The sequence below is a fragment of the Candidatus Micropelagos thuwalensis genome, assembly GCF_000469155.1.
GTDB lineage: Bacteria > Pseudomonadota > Alphaproteobacteria > RS24 > RS24 > Micropelagius > Micropelagius thuwalensis.
The window spans coordinates 833,440-858,984 of the sequence record NZ_AWXE01000004.1 but is presented as its reverse complement, the minus strand read 5'-3'; the positions used below and the strand labels follow the sequence as shown (position 1 = coordinate 858,984).

Here is a 25,545-nt window from a genome sequence, read left to right as displayed (position 1 = left end):
GTGGAGGGTTACTCCTGTTCCGAGGTGACGCCCACGACATCTTGCATCATGTCATCCAGGGAGAGTTTTGTTTTAGCTTTTTTCTGGCTGTCCGAAATATAACCATATTTAAGTTCCGTCACTGCACGAGCATCTTCTGATGTTCTTACGATTGTTGGGCGCAGGAAAACCATAAGGTTAGTGTTAGATTTTGATTTTTGCTCTGAACTGAAAGCTTTACCAAGTACAGGAATACTTCCGAGCAGAGGTATTTTGTCGACTGATATGGTCTCGTCCTGCTGGATAAGACCACCAAGCACAATTATTTCTCCATCGCCAACCCTGACGGTGGTTTCCATTTCTCGTTTATTTGTTATCAACTCAGTCGAGGTCGTTGCTATAGGACCGGAGACAGAGGAAACCTCCTGCCTAATCTTAAGGCGGATTTCATCGCCTTCATTAATTTGAGGAACAACCTCCAACTGTACCCCGACATTTTTACGGTCTATCGTACGGAATGGATTAGCATTGGAAGACCCAAGCGCCTCACCCGTCGTGATGGGAATTTCCTGACCAACAATGAATTTAGCAGGCTCATTATCCAAAGTCATAATCGACGGTGTGGAGAGGATATTACTTTTCACGTCTCCGGATAATGCATTCAGAATAACCCCGAAAATGCCGCCATCACTTCGCGTCCCCGCGGCACCAACCGCCAGCCCGTTAATGCCAAGCATGCTATCAATAGCGGCAGAACGCAGAACGCCCGACAGATTTTCCACCGTAGCAGAGCTGCTACTGTCTGACGAATCATCCAGCACCAACGCTCCAGTCGCAGCGAGAATATTAGGTGATGTATTGCTGTAATTAGAAACTGTAAAAGGTACTTTACTGTCTTCGCCCCCGGCGAGAACATATTGCACGCCAAGTGACTTGGCCGCATTATTGGAAACTTCGACAATGATTGCTTCGACAAGCACCTGCGCGCGCGGTGTATCGAGAGAGTAAATTAAATCAATAATTTTCTTTTGGGCATCAGCACTTGCCTTAATGATAATTGCATTAGCCTCTACGTAATTTGAGATTATAATTTTTTCTGCAGAAAATTTATTAACCCCTACATCAGGTGCGGCAATGCTGTCTGAAAGCGCCTGTAAAGTCGGCAACAAGGTTTCAGAATTTGCATATTTCAGTTTCACAACTTTTAGCGAACCGTTTGATGCATTTTCAAGATCGAGCTTTTCTATGATAGGAAAATATCTCTCCACTGTCTGTGATTGACCCTTCAATATTAAAGAGTTACTTGCAATTATAGGTATGGCTTTGACTGATTGATAACTTGATTGATTATTAGAATTCTCGCTGGCTATCTGACGGGCTACATCCGCCATTTCACGGGCAGATGTGTTTTTCAACTTAACGATTTTAACAACCGAATTATCGACATCAATTTCGGCGATTATTGACTGAATGCGTGTAAGATTATGCGCATAATCCGATACGACAATGGCTTGCAATCCCTCACGCGCAAAACTTAATCCCTTAGGATTAACATATTGTTGCACAACCCCCAGAACTTTTACCGGATCGGCATAACGAAGAAAAAAGACTTTGGTGGCAATACGATCACCCTTCGCGTCCTCCTCAACGCTATCTTTAAAAGCAATATTTACAGGAATTATTTTATAACCACCATCAACCGTGGATGTAGCCGCATACCCATTGACTTTCAGCACTGAAAGAAAAATTTCAAACAGTAATTCGGCGTCAACATTTTTACTAGAAACAAGATTAACCTTGCCGGCGACACCTGGGTCGATAATGAATGTTTTACGTGTGGCGAGGGCGACATCTTCGATGAATTCTCGCAAATCCGCGTCCTTGTAATTCAGCCCCCCTGAAATTTGTGCGTTTGCGGTAAACGATATAAGTGTAAACAACAAAACGAATAAAATTTTCATGAGTACCAAATCCTTTTACTTATTGTAATTTCTAGAAACAACCTGGTGACACATGGCCACTATTAATTATTAAGATCTGAATTCGATAAAAGATCTGACGATGGAGAGTAAAATACTTGTTCATGACAGTTTTGTGACAATCATGTGACAGATTAACATTTATTGTGAATGGTGGAAATTAACGTACCAATATGATTTTAACGGTTTGCAGTGCTTGGTGCCGGGACCATAAATGACATGCTTTGTTTGTTCCCGCGCCGCTCAATCGTCATATTAACTTTCTGCCCGAAACGGATACCTTCAAGAGCTTCGGACAAATTTTCATAATTGTGGACACGTTCACCATTTATTTCCATAATGACATCATCAAGCATAAAAGCCGTGCCGGACAGCATAGCTGCATATTCAGGTTGAAGGATAAAACCCGCCGTCACGCCATTCTCATTTTTTACAGGTTTAAAATAGCTGGTCGTTAAAAAAGGCGGTTGTGCCTGGTCTGTTTTAACATTTTCGTTTTGTTCGGGCGGCGGCGTCGGCTCCAGCAAACCACGCAAACGTGAGTTGACCTTGCCGAATGTTACAGTTTCAAAACGCCCATTATTATTGATTTCTATACGGTCATTAAAAACGGCAAGTAATTTAATCTTATCGGCCATTTGTTCACCGACACGAACGTTTTGCTGTTCTTGAGCACCTATTTTGTAAATAACGCTTCCCATGCCGTTACCGTCTGCGCGAAGACCAAATAATCTAATATCCAATGAAGACTCTGCGGCACGCACCTTCACAATTTTATCTTCACCCGCAGTCAATTCGGGGAAGAACATATTTTTAAAGTCATAGGATTGCGAAAATTGCTGCATATCCTTAGCGACGGGTGTTTGATAAGCAGAAATCTTAAGGCGGCTCTTGTCGTCCAGAAATGTCGCGACATAATGAGCCAAAAGAAACGCCGCCGAAACAACAAGGACAATTTCTAGCGCATTAACGATAAACTTTGTCGACGGTGATTCAGCGGCGGTCATATTATCCAAAAGATTTCCATAAAAACTATCAGAATGAGTAATTCAGACCGATAGAAAGTGTTGTGCCAATATCATAGGATTCAGCTATCTCTGAACCTTGAAGCCTCTCAGCCCCTTCGTCCAGAAGATTCTTGACCTTTACAGACAAACCAACAGGGCGGTCATAAGCTGTATAAATATCACGGCTGTAAACCAGATTCAGCTCGAAAGGCGGTTTTTCAATTAGGTCAGGTCGCGAGTTTGTACCCAAGCGATAAACCCGTTCATCGACATAGTTAAGCACGACGTTAAAGAATTCGTTATGCTCAATATTCTCAAAGCCAAACTGAATATTGGCAAGTATCTCAGACTGGCCCTGCATAGGACCCACGAGATTTGTTACCTCACCAAAATTGGCAGCGCTACGCATCACTTCTGAGTCAATATATGTCGTATTGGCTTTTAAGAATAAATCGCGATTCATATATTTACCAAGTTGCTTTTCTATCTCGACTTCAATACCTGAAAGCTCAGCTTCATCGGCATTTGCCACTGTATCAAGCTGACCCTCACCGCCGATGGAAGCAATGGAGTACTCGATTGGATTTGTGATGTCCTTGTAGAACACTCCAACAGTTACAGAGTCACTATCACCAAAGTACCACTCATAACGAATATCGTAGTTCTTGATTTCAGCAAATTGTAAATTTGGATTACCTTCTTCCGTCCGGCCATCTTCACGAATGAAACGGGCAGGAGATAACTCACGGCTATCAGGACGGTTAATGGTTTCCGAATAACCAAAGCGCAATTGCATATTATCTGCAAATTCCCAAGTAAGAGTTGCTGACGGGAGGAAAGACTCTATCTGCTGTGTAACGAGAATAGGTGTAAGCGTAGACCGATCAGTCGCACGCACCAATTGCTCGCTGTCTTCGTAACGATAACCGGATGATATGCGGATAGTATCTGTCAAACGCGTGTCGATTTGCCAATAGGCTTGGTCATTCTTAAAATCAGCAGAGAAACTGTCGGCAGCACGTGTTAAAGACTGTAAATAAATCCCATTTGGGTCGATATTGACTGAACCAAAAATTACTTCAGGAACACGGAACAGTAAATCACGGTTCGTAACCTGGCCCATATTATAGTGGTAAGTCAGGTAGTAACTAGAACGCTCTTTTTCGTTATAAGCCGCACCGGCTTTAATGTCCGTTTCAAAACCAAACAGATTCGTAGCCTGCGTGAGATTAACAACAAAGTCGCGGGACTCATCTTCCATATAACCATATTCGGTTAGATTACCATCTGTCCGAGTACTGATACGAAAAGCACCAGGACCGTCATCGTAGAAATATTTATAACGACGACGTAACGGAACATCCCGAGAAGCGTTGGTTATATTGAGCGACCAATCAAGCATTGTCTCGCCAGCATCAATTAGATCAAACGTATGTTCACCCGATACCGCATTAGAAATAACTTCTCGCTCTTTCCAATCCAGACGTGTCGTATTTTCAAGATCATTGGAGTCGGTAGACCCGCCTTTTATCTGTACCTGCTTCTGGCTCGAACGAAGCAAAACACCTGTATATTTAATCTCACTATTCGCGTCGATTTCCCAGCCAACAGACAACAGTCCGTTCAAATTTGTGTTCCATGAGGTTGTATTAAAACCACAATATTCGGTACTCACACCCTGGCCTACACAAACACTATCTGAAAAGTTTTGTTGAATAACCAGACCGGCATCAGTTGCGGAATAAGAAAATTGCTCACCAAAATGGTTACGATATTCACTGGTATAATCGAGGGCAAAAATTACCCCAATTCTTCCATTATCGGTATCACGGTTAGTACCACCAGAAATTTTGGCCGAAACATCAGGAAGATTTTCATCAAAATCGATAGACCAAATATTCGGGATTGCTTCACCATATTGCTCTAAAGACGCAGGTGTCTGACTGGTAAGCTGATAATCATTTCTGAATATGCTTGGAAGTTCTCTATGACCATCATCAAAAGTCAGCCAGTCACGATCACTGCCATAATAGGAAAGTCCGTCTTCTAAAGTCGATTCTGAATTATAACCCGTTGATAAGCTTATGTTTAAAAACGGTTCATCTGGAACACTTTTTGTCCTAAGGTCAATAACACCGCCACCAAAAGCGCCAGGATATTCAGCAGAATATGTTTTCTGGACAAGAACATTTCCGATAATACTTGTCGGAAAAATATCAAGCGGAACAGCTGTTTTCAAAGGGTCAGGTGATGGCAATTGTGTGCCATTCAGAAGGGTGGATGTATATCTTTCTACCAAACCTCTGACGACGACATATTTACCCGTCGTATCAGGAGAAAGACCCGGAAGGCGCGTCAAGGCGACAGCTATATCGCTATCTCCAGCGAGTGAAAAGTCCTCAGCTTCCAGAACATTGGAAATCTCGGAGGTATTACGTTTTTCATCGGGAATAAAAACCCCTATGACCTGAATTTCATCAATATCCTGAGCATTAGTAAGAGCCGGAAAAGATACCAGCAAAGCAAAAGCGGCTAAGCTGGAATTTATTTGTTTAAAATTTGTCATTTTGGCAACCTGATTTTGAAGGCATAAACCGAAGAGTGAGTTGGCCGCCGCAGCAAAACTGCGACGGCCAGTATCCGTAAGGACTAGTCGTTCAACCAGACCGTCCAACCGGACGTCCAGTTGTCGGAACTCTGTACGGCTCCAACAAAACCAGCATCTTCAAAGAAGGTACCGAGAGCTGTTGGATCGGTATCAGTAATACCGTTTTCAGTTGCACCGTTAATGTAGCGCTTCTGTCCAGTCGTCGCACCGCTGAGAGTGGTTAAAGAGTTAGCCGTCGTGCTGTCATTATTGGCGTCTTCAGCTGCAAACCAAGCCCCGAGATCAAAGCCAGCGGCTGTATCGTCTTCACCGGCAGCTGTATCATCACCGAAAGCCGTATCTGCATCAATAAACACGGACTTAAGATTGATACCAGTTGTGGCACTATCACGATTTGCGTAAGTTGCTGCATCGTCAATGTCGATACCGTCCTGGAAACCAACCACTACAGTATTGTATATATTAGCGCCCGTACCCTCTCGTAACAGGATACCGATATCGGATTCTGCACCAGTTGCGGCTGGGAAGGAACCGACAAGTGTCAAGTTTGACAAGGATGGGAAGGCCCGTGGCAGAGCATCATTGTTGGATGAGTTACTGTCCGCTTCAATACCCTGATCGGTGTTACCCTGATTGGCACCGTTTTGAACAACGATTGCGTATTGGATATTACCAACATAACCGTTCGTCCAATCGATACTGTCATCATCAGCACCGGTCACGACAAGGTGCTTGGCATTTACCGTGCCGCCGAAGAACTCAATACCGTCATCAGCGCCGTTATGGACTTGGACGTAATCTACTTCCGTTCCGGAACCGACACCTTCAAAGGCAATGCCGTTCAGCTCGTTATCTGCGGTAAATGCATAACCTGCATATTTGACGACTGTGTAGTAAATTTGACCACTATCATCGGCAGCATCGTTACCACCGTATTTACCGCTATCGCCTTCACCATCGCGCTCACACAGATTGGTAAGAACCTCACAGTTTGTCCCTTTGTTGATTGGCGCACGACCATTTATAACTAGTCCGCCCCAAAGACCCGTATCCGAGTCAATGTTTCTTGAAGAGTCATCTTCAACCGTAAAGGTTACAGGTGCGGATGCTGTACCGTTTGAGTTCAATTTAGAACCGCGTGCGATAACTAGATAAGAAAGCGGGTTTTCGCGAGCAAACACAGAGACACCCGGATCAATTGTCAGCTCAGCTTTGTCACAAGTTGCGAGCTCGTTATCTTTGTCGGGGCCACAATCGACGCCAACGACAACCTTGCCGCGCAAGAAGTAACTAAGACCAGATACTAAATTAATGTCATCTGTAATAACGCCTGAAAGCTCACAACCTGTTGAACCGATAGCTGTTGTTCCGGTTGGGCAAGATGGCGTCGGGTTGATGCCATATGTCCAGTTGAGGGTCCAGTTATCAGTAGCTGAAGAGCTTTTCACTGCACCGATATAGGTTGCAAATTCGAACCATGTCAGTGTTTCTTCAGTGTTAACATTTACGGAAGTTACAGAGTTTTCATTATTACCGTTAATGAAACCATTCGACAATGTGCTGGCCAATTCAACATTATTGGCTCCGGCGGCGAATTTAGCAGCAAGACCTGTTCCTGCGGCTGTATCATCTTCGCCAGCACCTGTGTCATCTTTGAAAGAGTCCTCACAATCAAACAATACAGATTTCAAAGTAATGCCTGTTGCTGTTGTGCTGTTTGTGTAAGTTGCTGTCCCATCAATATCCCAGCAGTCTTCAAAATTGGAAACAACAGAGTTATAGATGCCCGCACCAGTACCTTCGCGAAGCAAAATCCCGATGTCAGACTCAGCAGGACGCGCACCAACGAGTGTCACGTTTGACAATACAGGACGAGCACGCGGCTTAGCATCATTGTCAGAAGAGTTACTGTCAGCCTCAATACCTTGGTCTGTATTTGCTTGGTTAGGGTTTTGCATGACGATCGCATATTGGATGTAACCGCGATAACCATTTGTCCAGTCGATACTGTCATCATCTGCACCGGTTACAACAATATATTTTGCGTTAGCTGTACCACCGAAGAATTCGATACCATCATCCGCGCCATTATGAACATGAACATATTCAATCGTCGTGCCGGAACCAACCCCCTGGAAGGCAATACCATTCAGCTCATTATCTGCTGTAAACGCAAACCCCGCGTAACGGACCTGCATGTAACGGAATGTACCGGAGTTATCCGTGTCATCGTCACCACCGTAAAGGCCGCTATCGCCTTCACCTTCACGCTCACAAATGTTGGCAGCAAGCTCACAATCGGTGCCTTTGTTAATAGTTGCTAGACCATTAACCACAATCCCGCCCCATTCACCGGTTTCAGATTCTTCAAGGGCAATTGGAGATGTACGACCACGCAGGTGATCTTGTTCGGAGGTGAAGATAATTGGTTGTGTTTCAGAACCAGTAGCTTCCAAACGAGAACCACGGGTAATAACAAGGTAAGAGGTCACACCAGAGGTCGGCGTTTGCTTACCGATAATTTTTGTTCCGGCTGGAATGGTCAGAACAGCATTAGTGCCGCCTGTACCATCTTTGGCTTCATTTTCACCGACGACTACTTTACCGTCCAACATATAAATGTTCGAGGCGCTGAGTGTCAGATCGGAAGCAATCGTGCCAGAAATAGAGCAAACTTCATCATCATTACTTAGTGTGACTTGAGTTAACCCGTCTTCACAATTGGCAGTTGCGCCACTGGAACCGCTAGAACTACCGCCAGAAGTAGTACCACCTGCGCCGGGGTTAGGACCGACCGTGCCAAGAGAGGCCAGTTCGGTATTACTGTCGCCATCACATGCGGCAACTGCCAGACCTAGAACGGCCGACATCATAAATTTACGAAAAAGAGTGAAAGATGGCATTTTGCCCTCCAATGGAATGTTGTACCAATTAATGGGCTCAATAAAACTTTAGAACATTACAGAAGTTTTACACTCATGTAACAATTTGTTTTTTTCAGGGAATAATTATCTTTTTAAAAGTTTTTCTCAATGAAAGTGAAGCATTTTTAAGGGTTGTCAGTCTTTCTTTTTAGTCATTTCCATATTCTCGGGGTTAATACCCATGCTTTCCATACGCGCCCGCCAGCGTTTGCGCGCCAACTTTTGCATATCATCTACCTTGTCCGACTCATCAATAATCTCCAAACCGATAAGGGTTTCCAGAACATCCTCCATTGTCACAATACCCTGCATCGTGCCGTATTCATCAAGAATTAAAGCAATTTGAGTTTTTCCATGTATCAGACGATCGAAAATGGTTGATGCATCCAACACATCCAAAAACATTAAAAAGGGCCGACGAAACTCTGATAGTGATTTGTCAAATTCATCTCTCGCTTGAGCCATCAGCAAATCATTTTTAAGCACATAACCCGTTATATCATCTTCGTTTTCTGCATATACCGGAATACGGGAAAAAGCATTTTTCGAATGAGTAGTGAAAAAATCTCTAACAGTCATTTTTTCTGAAGCAGACAAAACAACCGGCCTCGGGGTCATGATGTCACGAACTGATAATTGACGCAGGCGCATCAAATTCATCACTATTTTCAACTCTTTTGACTCTAACAAGCCCTCATCAGCCCCTATTTGAGCCATAGCCTCAAATTCGTCGCGACTGAAAGCATGACTACCGGCTCGCGACCGAGATAACATGCGTGTCAGCTTTTCAGACAACCAGACAAATGGAAGCAAAAGTTGCGTCAGCCCCTCTATAAGAACAGCAAAAGAGGGAGCCAGTTGCCGCCAATATACAGCCCCCAAAGTTTTAGGAATTATTTCAGAAAATATGAGGATTAAAAAAGTCAGAATTGCAGATGTCAGACCAATATATTGATTACCAAAGACAACCGCTGCTTGTGCGCCAACACCTGCCGCACCAACCGTATGAGCAATCGTATTTGCCGTAAGGATTGCTGCAAGAGGCCGATCAAGATTATTACATAATTTTTTGAGTTTCTTACCACTTCCCGACCCTTGGGCCTCCAGCAAAGCTATATAAGAAGGACGCACAGAAAGAAGGACAGCCTCTGCCACAGAGCAGAAAAAAGAAACCAGCACTGCGAGCAGTAAGTAAAAAATAAGTAGTGTCATTATTTAAACTTAAAAGATGCTTACCCAACTGTCACGCTCATCCCATTGCAATAGCGAAGAGAAAGCATTTTCCTTTGAAAGGCATCAATATTAATTTGAGAAAATTGTGGTGCCCGGGGGCGGATTTGAACCACCGACACGCGGATTTTCAGTCCGCTGCTCTACCCCTGAGCTACCCGGGCACTCTTAAAAGTGATGCGTACAGCCATAGAGCCGTTACCACCGCGTGTTTATAGGAAATTGGTGTGGTTCTGTCCACCATCAAAATGAGAGGTTTACCCGCAATTCGATATGATTAATGAATTTCACTAAACGTGTCTTCATCATCTGAAAAATGATCGGGCGGCTCAATAGCCGGCACACTGTAATGCCCTCCCAACCAGCGATGCAAGTCAACATTGGCACATCGTTCAGAACAAAATGGCTTAAAGGATTGAACGCTGTAATTCTCCTTACATATCGGACAGGTTACAGGCTTGTTGGTACTCTCAGTCATCTTCACCCTCTGTATTATCAAAATACCCTGCTGGCAAAGATTTCAACAAAGAAAGACGGTCACGCTTGCGGGTCATTTCAATCACACCGAAATTAGACATTTGACCAATACGCACTGGCACACGATCATTTTCAAATGCTGCCAGCAGACTGTCTTCTATTTTTTTACCGTCGGCTTCGTCCTGCATATCAATAAAATCAATTGCAATCAGCCCGCCAATAGCGCGTAACGGAATCTGACTGGCAATCTCGGTAACCGCTTCCAGATTAATCGCGAGCGCCGGATCACTGTGACTACCGGAATTCACGTCAATCGTTGTCATGGCCTCAGTGGTCTCAATCGTTATCCAGCCCCCCGATGGCAAATCAACACGTGGGCTGAGTGCCTTGTCGATTGTACCATTAATATCATAACGGTCGAACAGGATTTCACCGGACTCGCTCTGCGTGATAAGCGCTTCGGCCTGTGGCATGACTTTCTGACAATAGCTTCGCGCCATTCGGAAAGCCGCTTCGCCTTGAATTATAACAGATGCCGTATCGGGGCGGATAAAATCACGCAACCCACGCTCAACCCCACCCAAATCCTGATGTAAAAGGCAGGGCGGGTCATTATCATCCCCCTTATCCAGAATATCTGTCCAGATACCGGCAATCATTTCCATGTCTTTTTCGAGCAGTTCATTATCGACACCCTCTGCCGCTGTTCGCAACACCCAACCGGCAAGCCCGTCCATACCTTCAATACCCAACCGATCGCGTACCGTCTCGGCAAGATCAATCAATCTTTGTCGCTCTTTGTCATCTTCTATAGAACGCGAAACGGAAACTTTTGTACGGCAAGGCGTAAGAACTGCATAACGCCCAGGCAGGCTAATATCTGCAGTCAGTTGTGGCCCCTTATCACCATCGGCTGGACGGTTAATCTGAACCAGAACCGTATCGCCATCATGCACACAATCTTCAATCGGGGTGTCGCGGTCAGCATTGACGAGAAGCGTCCGGGCTTCACGCGCACCGAGAAACCCGTCTGAGTCTTCGCCAATATTGACAAACGCCGCCTGCAATCGCGGCACAACACGCGCAACTTTTGCAAGATAAATCTTTCCGACATCTTGATTGTCAGATCCAACCGGCTCAATACGCAAATCAATAAGTTTTCCGTCGTTAACATTTGCAACGAATACATGGCCATACTCAACTGACATTAAAACTTCATGCCCCATGCGCTTCTCCTCAATAACCCTCAATCATTATGTTCATTTTGTCCGCCCTTAAAACCGATACCAGCTAACAGCGAAGATGTTTCATATAAAGGTAATCCGACAACATTTGAGTAGGATCCATTTAAGGATTTTACAAATGCATCCGCCCGCCCTTGAATTGCGTAACCGCCCGCCTTGCCACGCCACTCCTGACTGTCCAGATAGGTCGTAATCTCCTCGGCAGACAATCTTTTCATGACCACGCGTGTATCTGCAACCCTGAGCATGCTCTTACCTTTATATATGAGACAAACACCGCTAAAAACCCTATGCGCCCGCCCTGATAACAGTTTAAGACACGCTTTTGCAGTTTCCTGTGTCTCTGCTTTTGGCAAAATTCTACGTCCCTGTGCCACGACTGTATCTGCCGCCAGAATAACCCAGTCTTCATTTTCGGGAATATGCGTCAGGACGGCAGCAGCCTTTTCTAAAGCGAGGCGGCGCGCCAATTCTCTGGGCGTTTCAGCAGATTTAGGTGTCTCGTCAATATCAGCAGGGCCAACATGTTCGGGCTTGATACCTATCTGAGCAAGCAGGTCAAGCCGACGCGGTGATGCGCTGGCGAGCCATAATTTCTGCCTATTTGTATCTATAGGTGATGCGCCCTTTTGTAAGATCATATGGAGTCATTTCTACAAGAACCTTGTCGCCAGCCAGAACACGAATACGGTTTTTCCGCATTTTTCCAGCAGTATGGGCAATGATTTCATGATCATTTTCCAATTTCACACGAAAGGTTGCGTTCGGCAAAAGCTCAACAACAATTCCCGGAAATTCAAGTAATTCTTCTTTAGCCATATATTTTTCCTGTTTAATTGCCGGAGAATGACCATAAAATAAGTTAAAATCAACCCCTCATTTGCAATACGCAAATCAGGGTAAAAAGGCGACGTGCCGTATCAAAATCCATTGTAATCACATCTGACAACTTCTCTTGAAGTAAGGTTGAGCCTTCATTATGCAGGGCTCTGCGTCCCATATCTATTGTTTCAATTTTATCGGGCGAAGCAGACCGGATCGCCTGATAATAATTTTCACAAATCAGGAAATAATCCTTCACAAGCCGCCGGAAACTCATCAGAGAAAGTTCAATATCCTTCAAAAGGTTATCCTCAAGGTCACACAGACGGAAATTAAGACCCTTTTCGGTGAGAGAAAGTGTGACACGATAGGGGCCGGGTGCGCAGTCTTTAGGCGAAAAACTGTTTTCTTCCAGCAAATCGAAAATAGCAACACGGCGTTCATGTTCAACATCAGGATTTCGGGCAATCAGCGCGGGATCATCCAAAGATAGATGAACAATTCTATTCGGGCTATCTTCCGGTGCGTCATTCATCAGTTTTTGTTCAATCTTATCGCAACAGATCGCGCATGCGCAGAAAGCCCCTCGGACTCAGCTAGACGAATAGCATCCATTCCAATTTCTCTTAAACTATCCACCGAACACGAAACGAGCGAACTGCGTTTCATAAAATTCAAAACGGAAAGACCTGATGCATATCTTGCAGCACGCGCTGTCGGCAGGACGTGATTAGGCCCGGCGATGTAATCACCAATAGCTTCCGGCGTATAACGCCCCAGAAAAATAGCACCGGCATTCCTTATATTATCAGACAAACTTTCCGGGTCTCTCACCGCCAGTTCAAGATGCTCCGGCGCCAATCGGTCAATTAGCACTGGCCCGTCTTGTGTTAAATCCGGCACAAGAACTACCGCACCGAAATTTTCCCAGCTTTGACGGGCAATCTCTTCACGCGGTAATTCACTTAATTGACGTTCCACTTCGCCACAGACGGTTTCAGCAAACACCTCATCATCGGTCATCAAAATAGATTGCGCCACGCTGTCATGCTCTGCCTGGGATAGAAGATCAGCAGCAATCCAAGCAGGGTCATTTTCAGAATCAGCAACAACCAAAATTTCCGAAGGGCCCGCAACCATATCAATGCCAACACTTCCAAAAACCTGTTTTTTTGCTGCTGCCACATAAGCATTGCCCGGGCCGACAATCACATCAACTGGCTGGATTGTTTCCGTGCCATAAGCAAGCGCTGCAACGGCTTGCGCCCCGCCGACTTTATATATCTCATCTACACCGGCACGTTTTGCTGCCGCGAGCACAAGCGAATTAACATTACCGTCAGGCATAGGAACAACCATAACGAGGCGCTCAACCCCAGCGACTTTTGCAGGTAATGCGTTCATCAACACAGATGAGGGATAACTCGCCAGTCCGCCGGGTACATAAATGCCTGCCGCGCTTACCGCCGTCCAGCGATGGCCTAATTCGACCCCCTGCGCATCTGTAAAGCGTTCATCCTGTGGCTTTTGACGCGCATGAAAATCCGCAATTCTTTTTGACGCAACATCCAGCGCTTGCAGGGTTTCTTGCTCACATTCTGCTTCAGCACGGTCAATCTCATCAGCCGATACGCGCAACATCTCTGGGGTCATATCATTGCGGTCAAAACGCTGTGTATAGTCACATAAAGCCGCATCACCCCGTTCGCGAACATCATTAATAATATCGCTCACAGCAAGATTGACGTCCTCATCCTGTTCCCGTTTCATATTAAGAAGTCGGGTGAAGTCAGAGTCAAAATCTGTATCTGTCTTATTTAGTCGCAAGACCATATTAGTTCTCGTTTCTCGGCTCATCATCATGTTGTGGTCTGCTTGAAGCAGACCATCCGGGCGTAACATCCTGCATTACCATATTCAATGCGTCTATTGTGAGACGAATTTCAGATCGCCCAGAAAAAATTATACGCAAAATACCTCCAGGAGGTTCTTGCGCCACAAATTCCATCGCCAGCAAAGATAAAATCTGATCACGACCAAACTCAACATCGCGGTAGGAAACCTTACGCACATCCGTAAAATGCACCCCTACCCTTACCCGTTGTTGAGTATCCTCATCCTCGACCTCCCAGCAAAAACGGTTCCCCATTACCGCAAAAAGCCGCATAGATTTATCAAATACCATATCTGAGGCGTTAATAATGCAATCCTGCATCATGGCAGAGATGACTTTTAAATCATCTTTATCGCAGGCTACCAGATGAAGCGGTTTATATGAGCTCATTCTATTTTTTAGACCTCTCTGCCATCCTCAAGAAATTCGGCTGATATCCGCTCCACAGCCAGACAGTTTTTTCTCAAGATTTTCATAACCTCGATCAAGATGATATACGCGTTGTATCGTCGTCTGGCCTTCGGCAATCAAACCTGCAATTACCAAAGTCACCGAGGCACGCAAATCAGTTGCCATAACGGGTGCGCCTTTAAGTGCCTGCACACCAGTTACCCGCGCCGTATCTCCTTGCAGCTGAATGTCAGCCCCCAGCCGTGCGAGTTCTTGCACATGCATGAATCTATTCTCAAAAATCGTTTCTCTAATATGGCTCACCCCATCCGCAACGCACATCAAACCCATAAAAGGTGCCTGTAAGTCAGTGGCAAAACCCGGATAGGGTTCCGTCACGACATTCACAGGACGTATATCTAATGTGCCTTTGACCAATAATCCGTCAGCTTTTGTTTCAAAAGTGGCGCCTGCTTGTTGCAACACAGGCGCTAAAGCCCCCAGCAAATCTTCATCTGCTCCCGTTAGCGTCACTTCGCCATTTGACGCAACAGCCGCACAGGCATAGGCGCCCGCCTCAATTCTATCGCGAATAACAGTATGAGTCGTCCCATTCAACTTTTCAACGCCATCAATAATCAGTGTGCGTGTCCCCAGCCCTTCAATTCGCGCACCCATGGCCTGCAAGCATCGTCCGACATCCATAACCTCAGGTTCACTCGCCGCATTATTGATAATGGTTTGCCCGTCCGCCAGGCTTGCCGCCATCATCATCACATGAGTAGCCCCCACAGAAACGAAGGGAAAATTAATTTGTGCGCCGGTCAAGCGATTAGATGGCGAGATTGACTTGGCATTCACATAGCCATCAACAACATCAATATCTGCGCCCATTTCCTTTAGACCTTGCAAATAAAGATTTACAGGGCGCGTACCAATCGCACATCCCCCAGGGAGAGACACGCGGGCCTGACCACAACGCGCGAGGAGCGGGCCGATTACCCAGAAGCTCGCCCGCATCTTTGACACCAGTTCATATGAAGCCATGGTTTGTGCAATGTTAGGGGCGTGAACTGTAAGCCCCTCGCCCTTGCCTTGTCCGAAAAGCTCAACCCGCGCGCCCAACTCTTCTAAAACATGGCCGAGTGTTGTTGTATCAGCCAGCCGAGGGGTACCCACAAGCTTGAGCGTTTCATCAGTCAAAAGTCCCAATATCATAAGTGGCAAAACAGCATTTTTTGATCCGCTTATTGGTAAACTGCCGATCAATCTGTTGCCGCCATTTATGACAATTTTATCCATTATTCTTTTTCCTTACCTGCCTGTTTTTGAGCCTTTTTCCGCCCCTCTTTGCGACGCTGAAGATTGGCCCGCAGTGCCGCACCCAGTCTTTCTTTGCGATCAGGCTTTGACCCTGATGAATTATTAGATGGTGACATTTGAAACCGTTAAAAGTGATTTGAATGAGACTTGCCTAATTGAACGTGCTGTGGCAGTTAAAGGCCTTAATAACAAGCTGCCGTAGCTCAGGGGTAGAGCACTCCCTTGGTAAGGGAGAGGCCGAGAGTTCAATTCTCTCCGGCAGCACCATTTCCCAGATTTTACCTCACGCGCCATGCCCGGTTCTCCGGTTACTTCTGCACCAGCTTTTCGGCTTCTTTGGCGAATTGCTCTGCATCCTTGCCTTCAGCCTTTAAAAGTTCAGTAATATCAAATGGTATCTTTGTTCCCGCCACGCATTTTGGCCGAGCTTCCATGGCATTTTGCCAACGCTGCAGATGATCTAAATCGCGGCTTTCAACACCTGACCAACTCGCCGTCCGTATCCAGCACCAATTCGCTATGTCAGCAATGGAGAAATCCTTTGCCAGCCACTCACGTCCATCCAGATGGGTGTTAAGCACCTCAAAAAGACGCCGTACCTCATTTTGATAACGGTCAATCGCTGGCTGTATTTTTTCTGGGAAATATCTGAAGAAGACATTAGCCTGCCCCATCATTGGGCCAATGCCGCCCATCTGAAACATCAACCACGACATTACCTCGGCCCGGCCTTCCGCTTCTGTGGGCAAAAGCTTTCCAGTTTTTTCAGCCAGATGGATCATAATCGCAGCGCTTTCAAACACTCTTAGGTCGTTCAAATCGCGATCTATAATAGCCGGAATCCGTCCATTCGGGTTAATGGCAAGGAACTCAGGTTTCTTTTGATCACCCGCCTGAATGTCAATCACATGAAAATTATAATCGAGTTCAAGCTCTTCAAGCGTGACGGAAGCTTTATATCCATTCGGAGTTGGAGATGTATATAAATCAATCATTCGTTACCTCATAATCAAAGGCAATGATGACCTGAATTTCAGGGACTTACAAGGGGCTAAAGTCAGCCGCTATAAGACAATTAGCCGACATATACATGTATGACAAAAAGGCAGTATCAGGGAGCCATTAAGGCTCATCCTGATTTGCTGTGGGTTTTGGCTTATGCGTTTATCCGAAGGCCTCGTCCCAAGTGCCCGTTGTAGATGCTTTCGAATATTCCGTGGCACGGTTCTCGAAGAAATTAGTATGCTCGATACCATTTAACATCTCGTCCATCCAAGGAAGGGGGTTTTTTTCGATGTCGTAAATCGGATTCAGATTAAGTTGGGTTAGACGACGATTGCCGATATAGCGGATATAATCTTTCACTTCACTTGGCTCCAGACCTTCAACACCACCCATCTCAAAAGCGAGGTCAATAAAGGCATCCTCATGTGTAACGACTGTTTCACAAGCCTTGTACAAATCTTTTTTCGTTTCTTCCGTCCAGATTTCAGGATTCTCATTAACGAAAGTGTTAAACAGACGAACAATAGAGTTGGTATGCAAGGTCTCATCCCGAGCAGACCAGGTTACAATTTGTCCCATGCCTTTCATTTTATTGAAACGCGGGAAATTCATCAAAATCGCAAAACTGGCGAAAAGCTGCAGGCCTTCTGTAAAACCACCAAAAACCGCAAGCGTTTTTGCGATGTCGGTTTTGGTTTCCACACCCCATTCCTGCATATAATCATATTTGTCTTTCATTTCGCCATATTTGAGGAAGGCTTCATATTCAACTTCAGGCATGCCGATTGTGTCGAGCAAATGCGAATAGGCGGCAATGTGAATGGTTTCCATATTTGAAAAAGCAGATAGCATCATTTGTACTTCTGTGGGTTTAAAAACCTGAGAATAGTGCTTCATATAGCAATTATTCACTTCCACATCTGCCTGTACGAAAAACCTGAAAATCTGCGTCAGCAAGTTTTTTTCACTTACTGTCAGGGTTTTGTGCCAATCTTTAACATCCTCAGCAAGAGGAACTTCTTCGGGCAACCAGTGAATACGTTGCTGGGTGAGCCAAGAGTCATACGCCCACGGATAAAGAAATGGTTTATATACAATACGGTCTTCTAGAAGTGACATGACACACGTCCTCTTAGTTTGATTTTTGTCTGTTCTGCATCCAAAAAAGTAAACCTTATCATAGACTTACTGGCAGGAAGCACATTCTTCATAATCAATGGTCGACACAGCAACAGTTTTTGCAGCATCCTGATCGGTAGGCGTTTCGCTGTCACTTCTTTCAGCACGTTGAATAGAGAGTGAGCGACAATAATATAAGCTCTTCACACCGCGCTTCCATGCCTGATAATGAATTTGATGGAGGTCACGCTTATGAATATCAGCAGGTAAGAATACATTGAGAGATTGCGCCTGATCAATCAGCGGTGCACGATCGCCAGCAAATTCAATCAGCCATCTCTGGTCAATTTCGAAAGCTGTCTTGAATACAGCTTTTTCTTCATCTGTCAGGAAATCAAGGTGCATAACCGAGCCACCACTGGTCACAATTGATGACCATGTATCGTCATCATTACGGCCTTTTTCATCCAGCAATTTAGCCAGATGGCGGTTACGGACATTAAATGAGCCTGAAAGGGTTTTATGCGTAAAGCTGTTACCGGCAATCGGTTCAATACCTGGGCTCGCTCCCCCGCAAATAATTGAGATAGATGCCGTTGGCGCAATCGCTGTCTTATTCGAAAAACGTTCCTGCATGCCACATTCCGCCGCATCCGGACACGCACCGCGTTCTTCTGCCAGTACGCGTGAAGCATGATCAACCTGCTCTTTAATGTGAGAGAAAATACGGTTGTTCCAAACTTTCGCCATGACCGATTCCCATGGAATCATGTTGGCTTGCAAATAGGAATGGAACCCCATCACGCCGAGCCCGACGCTACGCTCGCGCATCGCGGCATATTTCGCTTTTGCCATACTATCGGGCGCACGTTGGATAAAATCCTCAAGGACATTATCAAGGAAACGCATGACATCCGGCAGGAAGTTTGGGTCATCCTGCCAATCTTCAAATTTCTCGACATTAACGGATGACAGACAGCAAACGGCTGTTCTGTTTTCACCCAAATGGTCTTCGCCGGTAGGGAGCGTTATTTCAGCACACAGATTTGATGTTTTAATCTCAAGATTCAACAGCTTTTGATGCTCTGGACGTTGATTATTCACCGTATCCCGGAAAATCATATAAGGTTCGCCTGTCTCGATACGTGCTGTAAGCATACGAATCCACAAATCGCGCGCTTTTACAGAGGCTTGCACTGAATTGTCTTTAGGACTGCGAAGCGCCCAGTCCTCGTCATTTTCAACGGCACGCATAAAAGCATCAGAAATCAGAATTCCGTGATGCAGATTTAAAGCTTTACGATTCGGGTCGCCACCGGTCGGACGTCGGATTTCAATAAATTCTTCAATTTCGGGATGGTCGACCGGTAAATAAACCGCCGCCGAACCACGACGCAACGAACCTTGGGAAATTGCAAGGGTCAAACTGTCCATAACACGAATGAACGGCACAATGCCGGAGGTCTTACCGTTTTGACCAACCTTCTCACCAATCGAGCGTAAATTCCCCCAATAAGACCCAATACCGCCACCACGTGCGGCAAGCCAGACATTCTCATTCCAAAGATCGACAATGTCTGAAAGGCTGTCATTGGCTTCATTGAGAAAGCAGGAAATCGGCAGACCTCTATTTGTACCCCCATTCGATAGAACAGGAGTTGAAGGCATAAACCACAACTTTGAAATATAGTCATAAAGACGCTGAGCATGCGCTTCATCGTCACCATAAAAAGATGCAACGCGCGCAAATAGACTTTGATAAGTCTCACCGGGCATCAAATAACGATCTGTCAGTGTAGCTTTACCAAATTCAGTCAAAAGAGCGTCGCGAGAAGAATCAATTTTAACGCTCGGACGGTCTTCAAACTGGACAGTTTGACTGCCCCGTTCAAAATCCATCTGAGGTTGCGCGGTCACATCATGACCTTCGGCCTTACGGCTGCCTCTCAATTCCTGCGATGCTGTTTTCAACACGTCCTGAACCTGCTGCTCGGCAGCCTCTATCTGACCATCTTTTCTGTCGGTATTATTAAACATTCACCCGTCCTCAGTGCCAAAGATAAATTCCGATCAGACGAAAATTCATCTTAATAAGCTGTGTATTGCCATATTTTAGGTCTAAATTTGGGGGCAATTTACCGGCAGGTGCGTACATACACACCATGAAAAACGTCAATCATGGCCAAGAATTAGTCCCCAAATCTGACCCGTCACAAAATCCGACAAATCAGCAAAAACTACAAGATATAGTGTCTCAAACCATTTGATGCGTCAACAGGTAGTATATGTTTTTTTTTATATTTTTTAAGACTCATGCCCTAGTCATTGAAATTACTGGAAAATATTCTTAAAAAAAATTTCACCTAAACGCATTCATAGTCCTGAAACAATTGAAGCGACTTATCCACAGGTCATTTTGAATCAGTGATTTGGTCTAAACGGGTCAGAATCCAGACAGCCGTGACGATATTTCCGAGAAAATAAATCGGCACGGACCACATGGCCGCTTTTTTCCAGTCACTTTCAACTGTAAAAATAACTGCAGTCATACACACAACCCCGAGCACCAGATCCAGTATGGTTACTAGCCCCCACGGCTCCGCAAGCACTTTGTCAAAGCCACTCCACCCGACTGCCAGATAAGCCAGCACACAAGCCACCAAGAAAATAGACAAAGCAAAACCAACAATAATTTTTAATTTTTGAGACATTATATCCACCCAATTTCTTTCAAACGGTAGGCAGCATTTTAGGACTGCACAATTTCGTCACAATCAGGGACATAAAAAAACCACATCCCTTATTTAAACAATAATACATAGATGAGACGGGAAGCCAAAACCGTTATCTATTCATAAGGAGACTTACATGACAAAAAAGCCAAAAATGAAACCTATGCAGCCACTCGTGATAATTGTCCTTTTTATTTTTGCCGGCTTTGCTCTGCCTTCCGTAGCCTGGGAAGCACAGGGTTATGTCAAACCTGATGACGCAACCCTGGAGAAGCAACTCACCCCATTACAATATTATGTTACGCAGGAAGATGGCACGGAAAAGCCTTTTGACAATCTTTACTGGAACGAACAACGCGACGGCATATATGTCGATGTCGTTTCTGGAGAACCCCTTTTTTCCTCTAAAGACAAATATAAAAGTGGAACCGGTTGGCCGTCTTTTATCCGCCCCCTCGCGCCGGGCAATCTTGTCGAGAAGCCGGATAATTTCCTTTTCATAGAACGCACGGAATTACGCTCCAAACATGCGGACAGTCATTTAGGGCATGTGTTTGACGACGGCCCTGACCCAACTGGTTTGCGATATTGTATTAATTCAGCAGCCCTGAGATTCGTTCCTGTGGAGGACATGGCGACTGAAGGTTATGAGAATTATCTCGCACCTTTTGCATCATCAGAACAATAAAACCTCAGCCCTTCACTAAATCAGGCTGTCTCATCGGTTATCAGTGAGGCAATATGTGACGCAACAGCATCCGGTTTTTCAAATGGAAGGAAATGCGTCGTGTCCTCGACTGTTTTAAACGTCACAGGCTGACGGGTTTTCAAAAACGGCTTATTGGAATAAACCGTTGAGTCTTTTGCCGCTTGCACCAGCATCACATGACATTCCAACGCTTTGATGGCACGCGCCGAATTGTGCCGCTGAGCAATGTAGTTCTGTGCCTCCCATTCAGGTTGACAACAAAGACCTACGCCACCCGCCTTAGGTTCAATCGCTGAGTCGAGATAGGCATTAAGAAACCCGTCATCATCTGTCGTGAAAGCGCCGCGCCCGAAATAGGACTGTGCAATCTCAGAACGAGATTTAAAAATTTTGCGGCGGCGGCTGGATCGACGAATTAGATGACCAACGGGATGCGGAAGCTTGAGTTGATGTAAAAAGCCGGAGAGCCAGCCAAGATGATAAGGAATAATAACTGGATCAACGAGCACAAGCCCCGCGACAAGATCAGGCCGTTCGGCAGCAGCAAGGATAGATGTTGTCGCTCCGAGACTGTGACCCGTGAGATAGATTTTTTGTCCGTGCCTATCTGCAAGTTTCTCCACAAAACGAATCATGTCGTCCTTATAGATGTTCCAGCTTTTTAGGTCTTTCGGATTAGCAGGTAGTTTGGTCGACCCGTGGCCGCGAGCGTCCCAGGCATAAATATGAGCAATATCGGTAAGTCTTGAAAGTAACGGCGCATAGGTGCCACCACTAAAACCATTCGCATGAGCCCAATGCATAACAGGTGCATTTTTATGAGCATCCCAATGCAAATAATTTATACTGTCCTCGAAATAGCCGTTTGGTTGACCGTGCAATGGCATTTGTTGTTTTTGAGCTGATAGAGGTGACATGTTCTTCTCCACCTTACTAAATAAAAATTCAAGCTTAAAAACATAAATAGATTTATTTATCGGCGCGGCGAGTTTAAAAAGCGGATATTTGCCCCCAAAATGCACAGCACATTATTTCCTATAACTTTTAAGAGAACCCAAAACTCTGCACCTTAAGCTCTCTATGCAAATCGAGACCTGCGTGATAAATCATAACTTTGAACCACAACACAACAAAACCAGATGCAAATTTACTTACCCATTGCAGAGACCAGCGTTAGTATATACTTGCTGTTGGGTCTTGGTGGCCTCGTAGGCTTTTTATCCGGCATGTTTGGTGTTGGCGGCGGGTTTCTTATGACCCCGCTTTTAATTTTTGTCGGCATCCCCCCTACCGTAGCTGTTGCGAGTGAGGCCAATCAAATTTTGGCTTCTTCTATCTCTGGCGGAATGGCTCATTTTCAGAAACGCGGCGTTGATATACGCATGGGATGCGTTTTGTTGGCTGGTGGGTTGTTGGGTTCGGCTGTTGGCGTTCAGCTTTATGCTGTGATGTGGGAAATAGGTCAGATAGATCTCATGATATCCCTTTGTTATGTGGTTTTTCTTGGTGTTATCGGCTTACTCATGATGATAGAGAGTATTCGCGCCATCCATGCCCGACAAATTGGACGTCCCATACCCGCAAGAAGGCCCGGGCAACATAATTGGATACACGGTCTGCCTTTTAAAATGCGGTTTAAGGTTTCTCATCTTTACACCAGTATTATCCCGCCAATTCTTATCGGTTTTTTTGTCGGTATCCTGGCGGCAATTATGGGCGTCGGCGGAGGCTTCATCATGGTTCCAGCGATGATTTATCTGCTACGTATGCCGACAAATGTGGTGATAGGCACATCCTTGTTTCAAATTATTTTCGTTTCGGCAGCAGTGACGATTATGCATGCTGTGAAAAACCAGACGGTTGATGTCGTGTTAGCCACCATCTTGATAATCGGCGGTGTCGTGGGCGCGCAGATAGGTGCCCGTCTCGGACAAAAACTCAGAGGCGAACAATTAAGAGCCTTGCTGGCCCTCATTGTACTGGGCGTAGGCCTTAAAATGCTGTGTGATTTACTTTTCATGCCTGCCGAAATTTACTCACTTTCATCACTAGGGATGATGCCATAATGCGCGGGGGTATCACCACATGCCTTATAGTATGTATGTTGCTTACCGTCCCTGTATCAGCGGTCATGGGGAATGAGCTTGTAACCGACCTCTCCACGTCCGAAGTTGACATTCAGGCAAATTTTGACGGTGAAACAGTTTTACTTTTTGGCGCTTTTGAAACCTCAAGGAAAAATGCTTCGCCGGATATTGTGGTGATACTGCGCGGGCCTGATGAAGAATTAAAAGTCAGACGCAAGGGCAAAATCTTCGGTTTATGGGTGAACGCTGAGTCGCTATCGATCTCCTCAACACCCTCTTATTATGCAGTTGCCGCATCGCGGGGATTAGCTGATATCGCCTCTCCTGCAACACGACAAGAAATGGGTATCGGTCTGGATTATGTGCCCACAAAGCTTGCCTCAACCCATAAAGATAATGATTTATTTCTTAAAGGTCTTATCCGCAACAAACAAAGCCGTGATCTATATTCTGAAAACCCATCCGGTGTGAAAATTATCGGCAACCGTCTCTTCAGAACCGAAATTGCACTTCCTCCGGGCGTACCAATGGGAAGCTATGACGCAAAAATCATCTTATTTGACGCCGGAAAAGTTCTCAGCATGCATAATAACACGATAATTGTCGGCATTGCGGGCTTTGAACAATTCCTTCACCGCTTGGCGCATCAGCTTCCCATTCTATATGGTATCACAGGTGTATTGATTGCCGTCTTTTTTGGATGGATAGCAACAGTACTTTTCCGCCGCAGAAACTAGAGCACAAAACTAATAACAAGAGGTTTAATAATGGTGATACATGGATGAATTCGGGTTTTCCCTCGGGGCAGCTTTTCTAGGAGGTTTGCTGAGTTTTCTCTCGCCTTGTGTCCTTCCACTTGTACCTGGCTATCTCTGTTTTGCTGCAGGTATTGGTTTTGAAGAGCTAACAGAAGCGGATGAAAACGTCATCTGGGGACGTATTCTCCCTGGTGCGCTGGCCTTCGTGGCGGGCTTTTCAGTCGTCTTTATTTCTCTCGGCGCAGGCGCAGCTGCAATCAATCCGTTTATTTTGGGTCATAAGGATTTACTCGCCAAAATTGCTGGCGTCTTTATCGTCATACTCGGTCTTCATATGGCGGGTATTTTTAGAATTTCTTTTTTACAACGCGAACTTCGCGTCACCAAACCTGTCAATAGTGGCGAGAATAAAGGCGAAAAACAGCTTTTAACGGCTTTCGGTCTCGGCCTCGCCTTTGCATTTGGCTGGACGCCATGCATAGGCCCTATTTTGGCAACTATTCTAACGCTTGCGGCATCCAGCGACAGCTTGCAACAAGGCGTCGGACTATTGGCAACTTATGCGGCAGGTCTCGGTGTGCCTTTTGTTTTATCGGCAGTTGGCGTGGGATATTTTCTGCAAAGCTCACCTAAAATCAAACAGAGATTAGGCCTATTGGAAAAAATAACCGGTGGCTTGCTGATTACAACCGGAATTCTGATTTTTTCTGGTTCACTTCAAAACCTCGCCACCTATCTTCTGGATTGGTTTCCTGCGCTCTCTAAACTTGGCTAATTTAAAAGATGATGGAAGACACCCTGCAAGACACAGAGGCCATTCCGCCAATAGCTTTATGGCTTGGGATAGGTGGCCTCATTCCATTCCTCGCGCCCGCATTGCTTATCTGGATGCCCCCATCACAGGGCTGGCAAGGCATTGCTGGTACTTTTGGTATGGTTTACGGCGCAATTATTCTGTCATTCCTGGGCGGTGTCCGATGGGGTGGCGCGTTGAACCATCTGGATAGCCGCACCTTCATATTGAGTGTTTTCCCCGCTTTGCTGGCATATGGTGTTTTGGTTTTCCCGGCCATCCCGTTAGGGCCTTTGCTTCTAGCCGCATGCCATAGTGTGCAGGGGCTGTCCGATATCAGCGCCGCACGAAATGGCATGTTGCCGGTCTGGTATGCGCGTTTGCGCGCAGGACTTACGCTGGGCGCTGTATCATCATTATTATCAATTGCTTTGAATTTTTATCTCGCGGCGAATGCGTGAAACG

The 25,545-nt window shown here is 45.6% G+C and carries 24 protein-coding genes, 2 tRNA genes and 1 pseudogene; 6 read left to right on the top strand and 21 right to left on the bottom strand.

Going from position 1 to position 25,545, the window contains the following annotated elements; translation table 11 throughout:
• Positions 1–8: 8 nt before the first annotated feature.
• The 16 genes and pseudogenes from gspD to RS24_RS10020 form a co-directional block, all read right to left on the bottom strand.
• The gene (gene gspD / locus RS24_RS08770; RefSeq protein ID WP_021777851.1) at positions 9–1,940 is read right to left on the bottom strand and encodes a type II secretion system secretin GspD; all 1,932 of its coding nucleotides are present in this window, start codon (positions 1,938–1,940) and stop codon (positions 9–11) included.
• A 197-nt stretch (positions 1,941–2,137) separates the two neighbouring features.
• Positions 2,138–2,965: a type II secretion system protein N gene (locus tag RS24_RS08765; RefSeq protein WP_021777850.1), complete on the bottom strand. Its 828-nt coding sequence runs from the start codon at positions 2,963–2,965 to the stop codon at positions 2,138–2,140.
• Between the two features lie 28 nt (positions 2,966–2,993).
• On the bottom strand, positions 2,994–4,640 hold the full coding sequence (locus tag RS24_RS10165) for a TonB-dependent receptor domain-containing protein (RefSeq protein WP_420885953.1): 1,647 nt from the start codon (positions 4,638–4,640) through the stop codon (positions 2,994–2,996).
• Positions 4,641–5,111: 471 nt separating this feature from the next.
• Positions 5,112–5,531: pseudogene (locus RS24_RS10160) on the bottom strand (TonB-dependent receptor plug domain-containing protein); the annotation flags it as partial.
• 83 nt (positions 5,532–5,614) lie between these two features.
• Entirely contained in the window at positions 5,615–8,476 is a 2,862-nt protein-coding gene (locus RS24_RS08755; RefSeq protein ID WP_021777848.1) for a hypothetical protein, read from the bottom strand.
• A 156-nt stretch (positions 8,477–8,632) separates the two neighbouring features.
• Complete coding sequence (locus RS24_RS08750) at positions 8,633–9,709, bottom strand: CNNM domain-containing protein (protein ID WP_021777847.1); 1,077 nt, start codon at positions 9,707–9,709, stop codon at positions 8,633–8,635.
• Between the two features lie 107 nt (positions 9,710–9,816).
• Positions 9,817–9,891, bottom strand: a tRNA-Phe gene (locus tag RS24_RS08745).
• 113 nt (positions 9,892–10,004) lie between these two features.
• On the bottom strand, positions 10,005–10,205 hold the full coding sequence (locus RS24_RS09895; protein ID WP_021777846.1) for a DNA gyrase inhibitor YacG: 201 nt from the start codon (positions 10,203–10,205) through the stop codon (positions 10,005–10,007).
• Positions 10,198–11,430 carry an Rne/Rng family ribonuclease gene (locus RS24_RS08740; protein ID WP_021777845.1) on the bottom strand — a complete coding sequence of 411 codons (1,233 nt, stop codon included), beginning with the start codon at positions 11,428–11,430 and terminating at the stop codon, positions 10,198–10,200. Before RS24_RS08740 ends, RS24_RS09895 begins: the two co-directional genes overlap by 8 nt.
• A gap of 20 nt (positions 11,431–11,450) precedes the next feature.
• Positions 11,451–12,089, bottom strand: coding sequence for a Maf family nucleotide pyrophosphatase (locus RS24_RS08735; protein ID WP_021777844.1), 639 nt, complete (start codon positions 12,087–12,089; stop codon positions 11,451–11,453).
• The gene (gene infA / locus RS24_RS08730) at positions 12,049–12,267 is read right to left on the bottom strand and encodes a translation initiation factor IF-1 (RefSeq protein ID WP_021777843.1); all 219 of its coding nucleotides are present in this window, start codon (positions 12,265–12,267) and stop codon (positions 12,049–12,051) included. Before infA ends, RS24_RS08735 begins: the two co-directional genes overlap by 41 nt.
• A gap of 49 nt (positions 12,268–12,316) precedes the next feature.
• Positions 12,317–12,805 (bottom strand): UPF0262 family protein, encoded by a 489-nt coding sequence (locus RS24_RS08725; RefSeq protein ID WP_021777842.1) that lies wholly within the window; start codon positions 12,803–12,805, stop codon positions 12,317–12,319.
• Positions 12,805–14,103, bottom strand: coding sequence for a histidinol dehydrogenase (gene hisD, locus RS24_RS08720; RefSeq protein ID WP_021777841.1), 1,299 nt, complete (start codon positions 14,101–14,103; stop codon positions 12,805–12,807). The genes RS24_RS08725 and hisD overlap by 1 nt, the downstream gene beginning before the upstream one ends.
• A 1-nt stretch (position 14,104) precedes the next feature.
• Positions 14,105–14,554 carry a DUF2948 family protein gene (locus RS24_RS08715; protein ID WP_021777840.1) on the bottom strand — a complete coding sequence of 150 codons (450 nt, stop codon included), beginning with the start codon at positions 14,552–14,554 and terminating at the stop codon, positions 14,105–14,107.
• Positions 14,555–14,581: 27 nt separating this feature from the next.
• Complete coding sequence (gene murA, locus RS24_RS08710; RefSeq protein WP_021777839.1) at positions 14,582–15,856, bottom strand: UDP-N-acetylglucosamine 1-carboxyvinyltransferase; 1,275 nt, start codon at positions 15,854–15,856, stop codon at positions 14,582–14,584.
• A complete protein-coding gene (locus RS24_RS10020) occupies positions 15,856–15,993 on the bottom strand; it encodes a hypothetical protein (RefSeq protein WP_192814067.1) in 138 nt (45 codons plus the stop codon). The genes murA and RS24_RS10020 overlap by 1 nt, the downstream gene beginning before the upstream one ends.
• A gap of 76 nt (positions 15,994–16,069) precedes the next feature.
• Here RS24_RS10020 and RS24_RS08705 point away from each other — a divergent pair.
• Positions 16,070–16,144, top strand: a tRNA-Thr gene (locus tag RS24_RS08705).
• A gap of 41 nt (positions 16,145–16,185) precedes the next feature.
• Here RS24_RS08705 and RS24_RS08700 read toward each other — a convergent pair.
• The 4 genes from RS24_RS08700 to RS24_RS08685 all read right to left on the bottom strand — a co-directional run bounded on the left by RS24_RS08700 (position 16,186) and on the right by RS24_RS08685 (position 20,712).
• On the bottom strand, positions 16,186–16,872 hold the full coding sequence (locus RS24_RS08700) for a glutathione S-transferase family protein (protein ID WP_021777838.1): 687 nt from the start codon (positions 16,870–16,872) through the stop codon (positions 16,186–16,188).
• A 169-nt stretch (positions 16,873–17,041) separates the two neighbouring features.
• Positions 17,042–18,001 carry a ribonucleotide-diphosphate reductase subunit beta gene (locus RS24_RS08695; protein WP_021777837.1) on the bottom strand — a complete coding sequence of 320 codons (960 nt, stop codon included), beginning with the start codon at positions 17,999–18,001 and terminating at the stop codon, positions 17,042–17,044.
• 66 nt (positions 18,002–18,067) lie between these two features.
• Positions 18,068–19,900, bottom strand: coding sequence for a ribonucleoside-diphosphate reductase subunit alpha (locus RS24_RS08690; protein ID WP_051295636.1), 1,833 nt, complete (start codon positions 19,898–19,900; stop codon positions 18,068–18,070).
• Positions 19,901–20,412: 512 nt separating this feature from the next.
• A complete protein-coding gene (locus tag RS24_RS08685; protein WP_021777835.1) occupies positions 20,413–20,712 on the bottom strand; it encodes a DUF1475 family protein in 300 nt (99 codons plus the stop codon).
• Between the two features lie 157 nt (positions 20,713–20,869).
• Here RS24_RS08685 and msrB point away from each other — a divergent pair, with 157 nt between their 5' ends.
• Positions 20,870–21,421 (top strand): peptide-methionine (R)-S-oxide reductase MsrB, encoded by a 552-nt coding sequence (gene msrB, locus RS24_RS08680; RefSeq protein WP_021777834.1) that lies wholly within the window; start codon positions 20,870–20,872, stop codon positions 21,419–21,421.
• Between the two features lie 20 nt (positions 21,422–21,441).
• Here msrB and RS24_RS08675 read toward each other — a convergent pair whose 3' ends face one another.
• Positions 21,442–22,359 (bottom strand): alpha/beta hydrolase, encoded by a 918-nt coding sequence (locus tag RS24_RS08675; protein WP_021777833.1) that lies wholly within the window; start codon positions 22,357–22,359, stop codon positions 21,442–21,444.
• Positions 22,360–22,581: 222 nt separating this feature from the next.
• Between RS24_RS08675 and RS24_RS08670 the strand changes: the two genes are divergently transcribed.
• From RS24_RS08670 to RS24_RS08655, 4 genes are read left to right on the top strand one after another with little or no spacing between them, the layout of a single operon-like run.
• Complete coding sequence (locus RS24_RS08670; protein ID WP_021777832.1) at positions 22,582–23,508, top strand: sulfite exporter TauE/SafE family protein; 927 nt, start codon at positions 22,582–22,584, stop codon at positions 23,506–23,508.
• Positions 23,508–24,266: a TIGR02186 family protein gene (locus RS24_RS08665; RefSeq protein ID WP_021777831.1), complete on the top strand. Its 759-nt coding sequence runs from the start codon at positions 23,508–23,510 to the stop codon at positions 24,264–24,266. Before RS24_RS08670 ends, RS24_RS08665 begins: the two co-directional genes overlap by 1 nt.
• A 40-nt stretch (positions 24,267–24,306) precedes the next feature.
• Complete coding sequence (locus RS24_RS08660) at positions 24,307–25,062, top strand: cytochrome c biogenesis CcdA family protein (protein WP_021777830.1); 756 nt, start codon at positions 24,307–24,309, stop codon at positions 25,060–25,062.
• An 8-nt stretch (positions 25,063–25,070) separates the two neighbouring features.
• The gene (locus RS24_RS08655; protein WP_021777829.1) at positions 25,071–25,541 is read left to right on the top strand and encodes a DUF3429 domain-containing protein; all 471 of its coding nucleotides are present in this window, start codon (positions 25,071–25,073) and stop codon (positions 25,539–25,541) included.
• Positions 25,542–25,545: the final 4 nt, after the last annotated feature.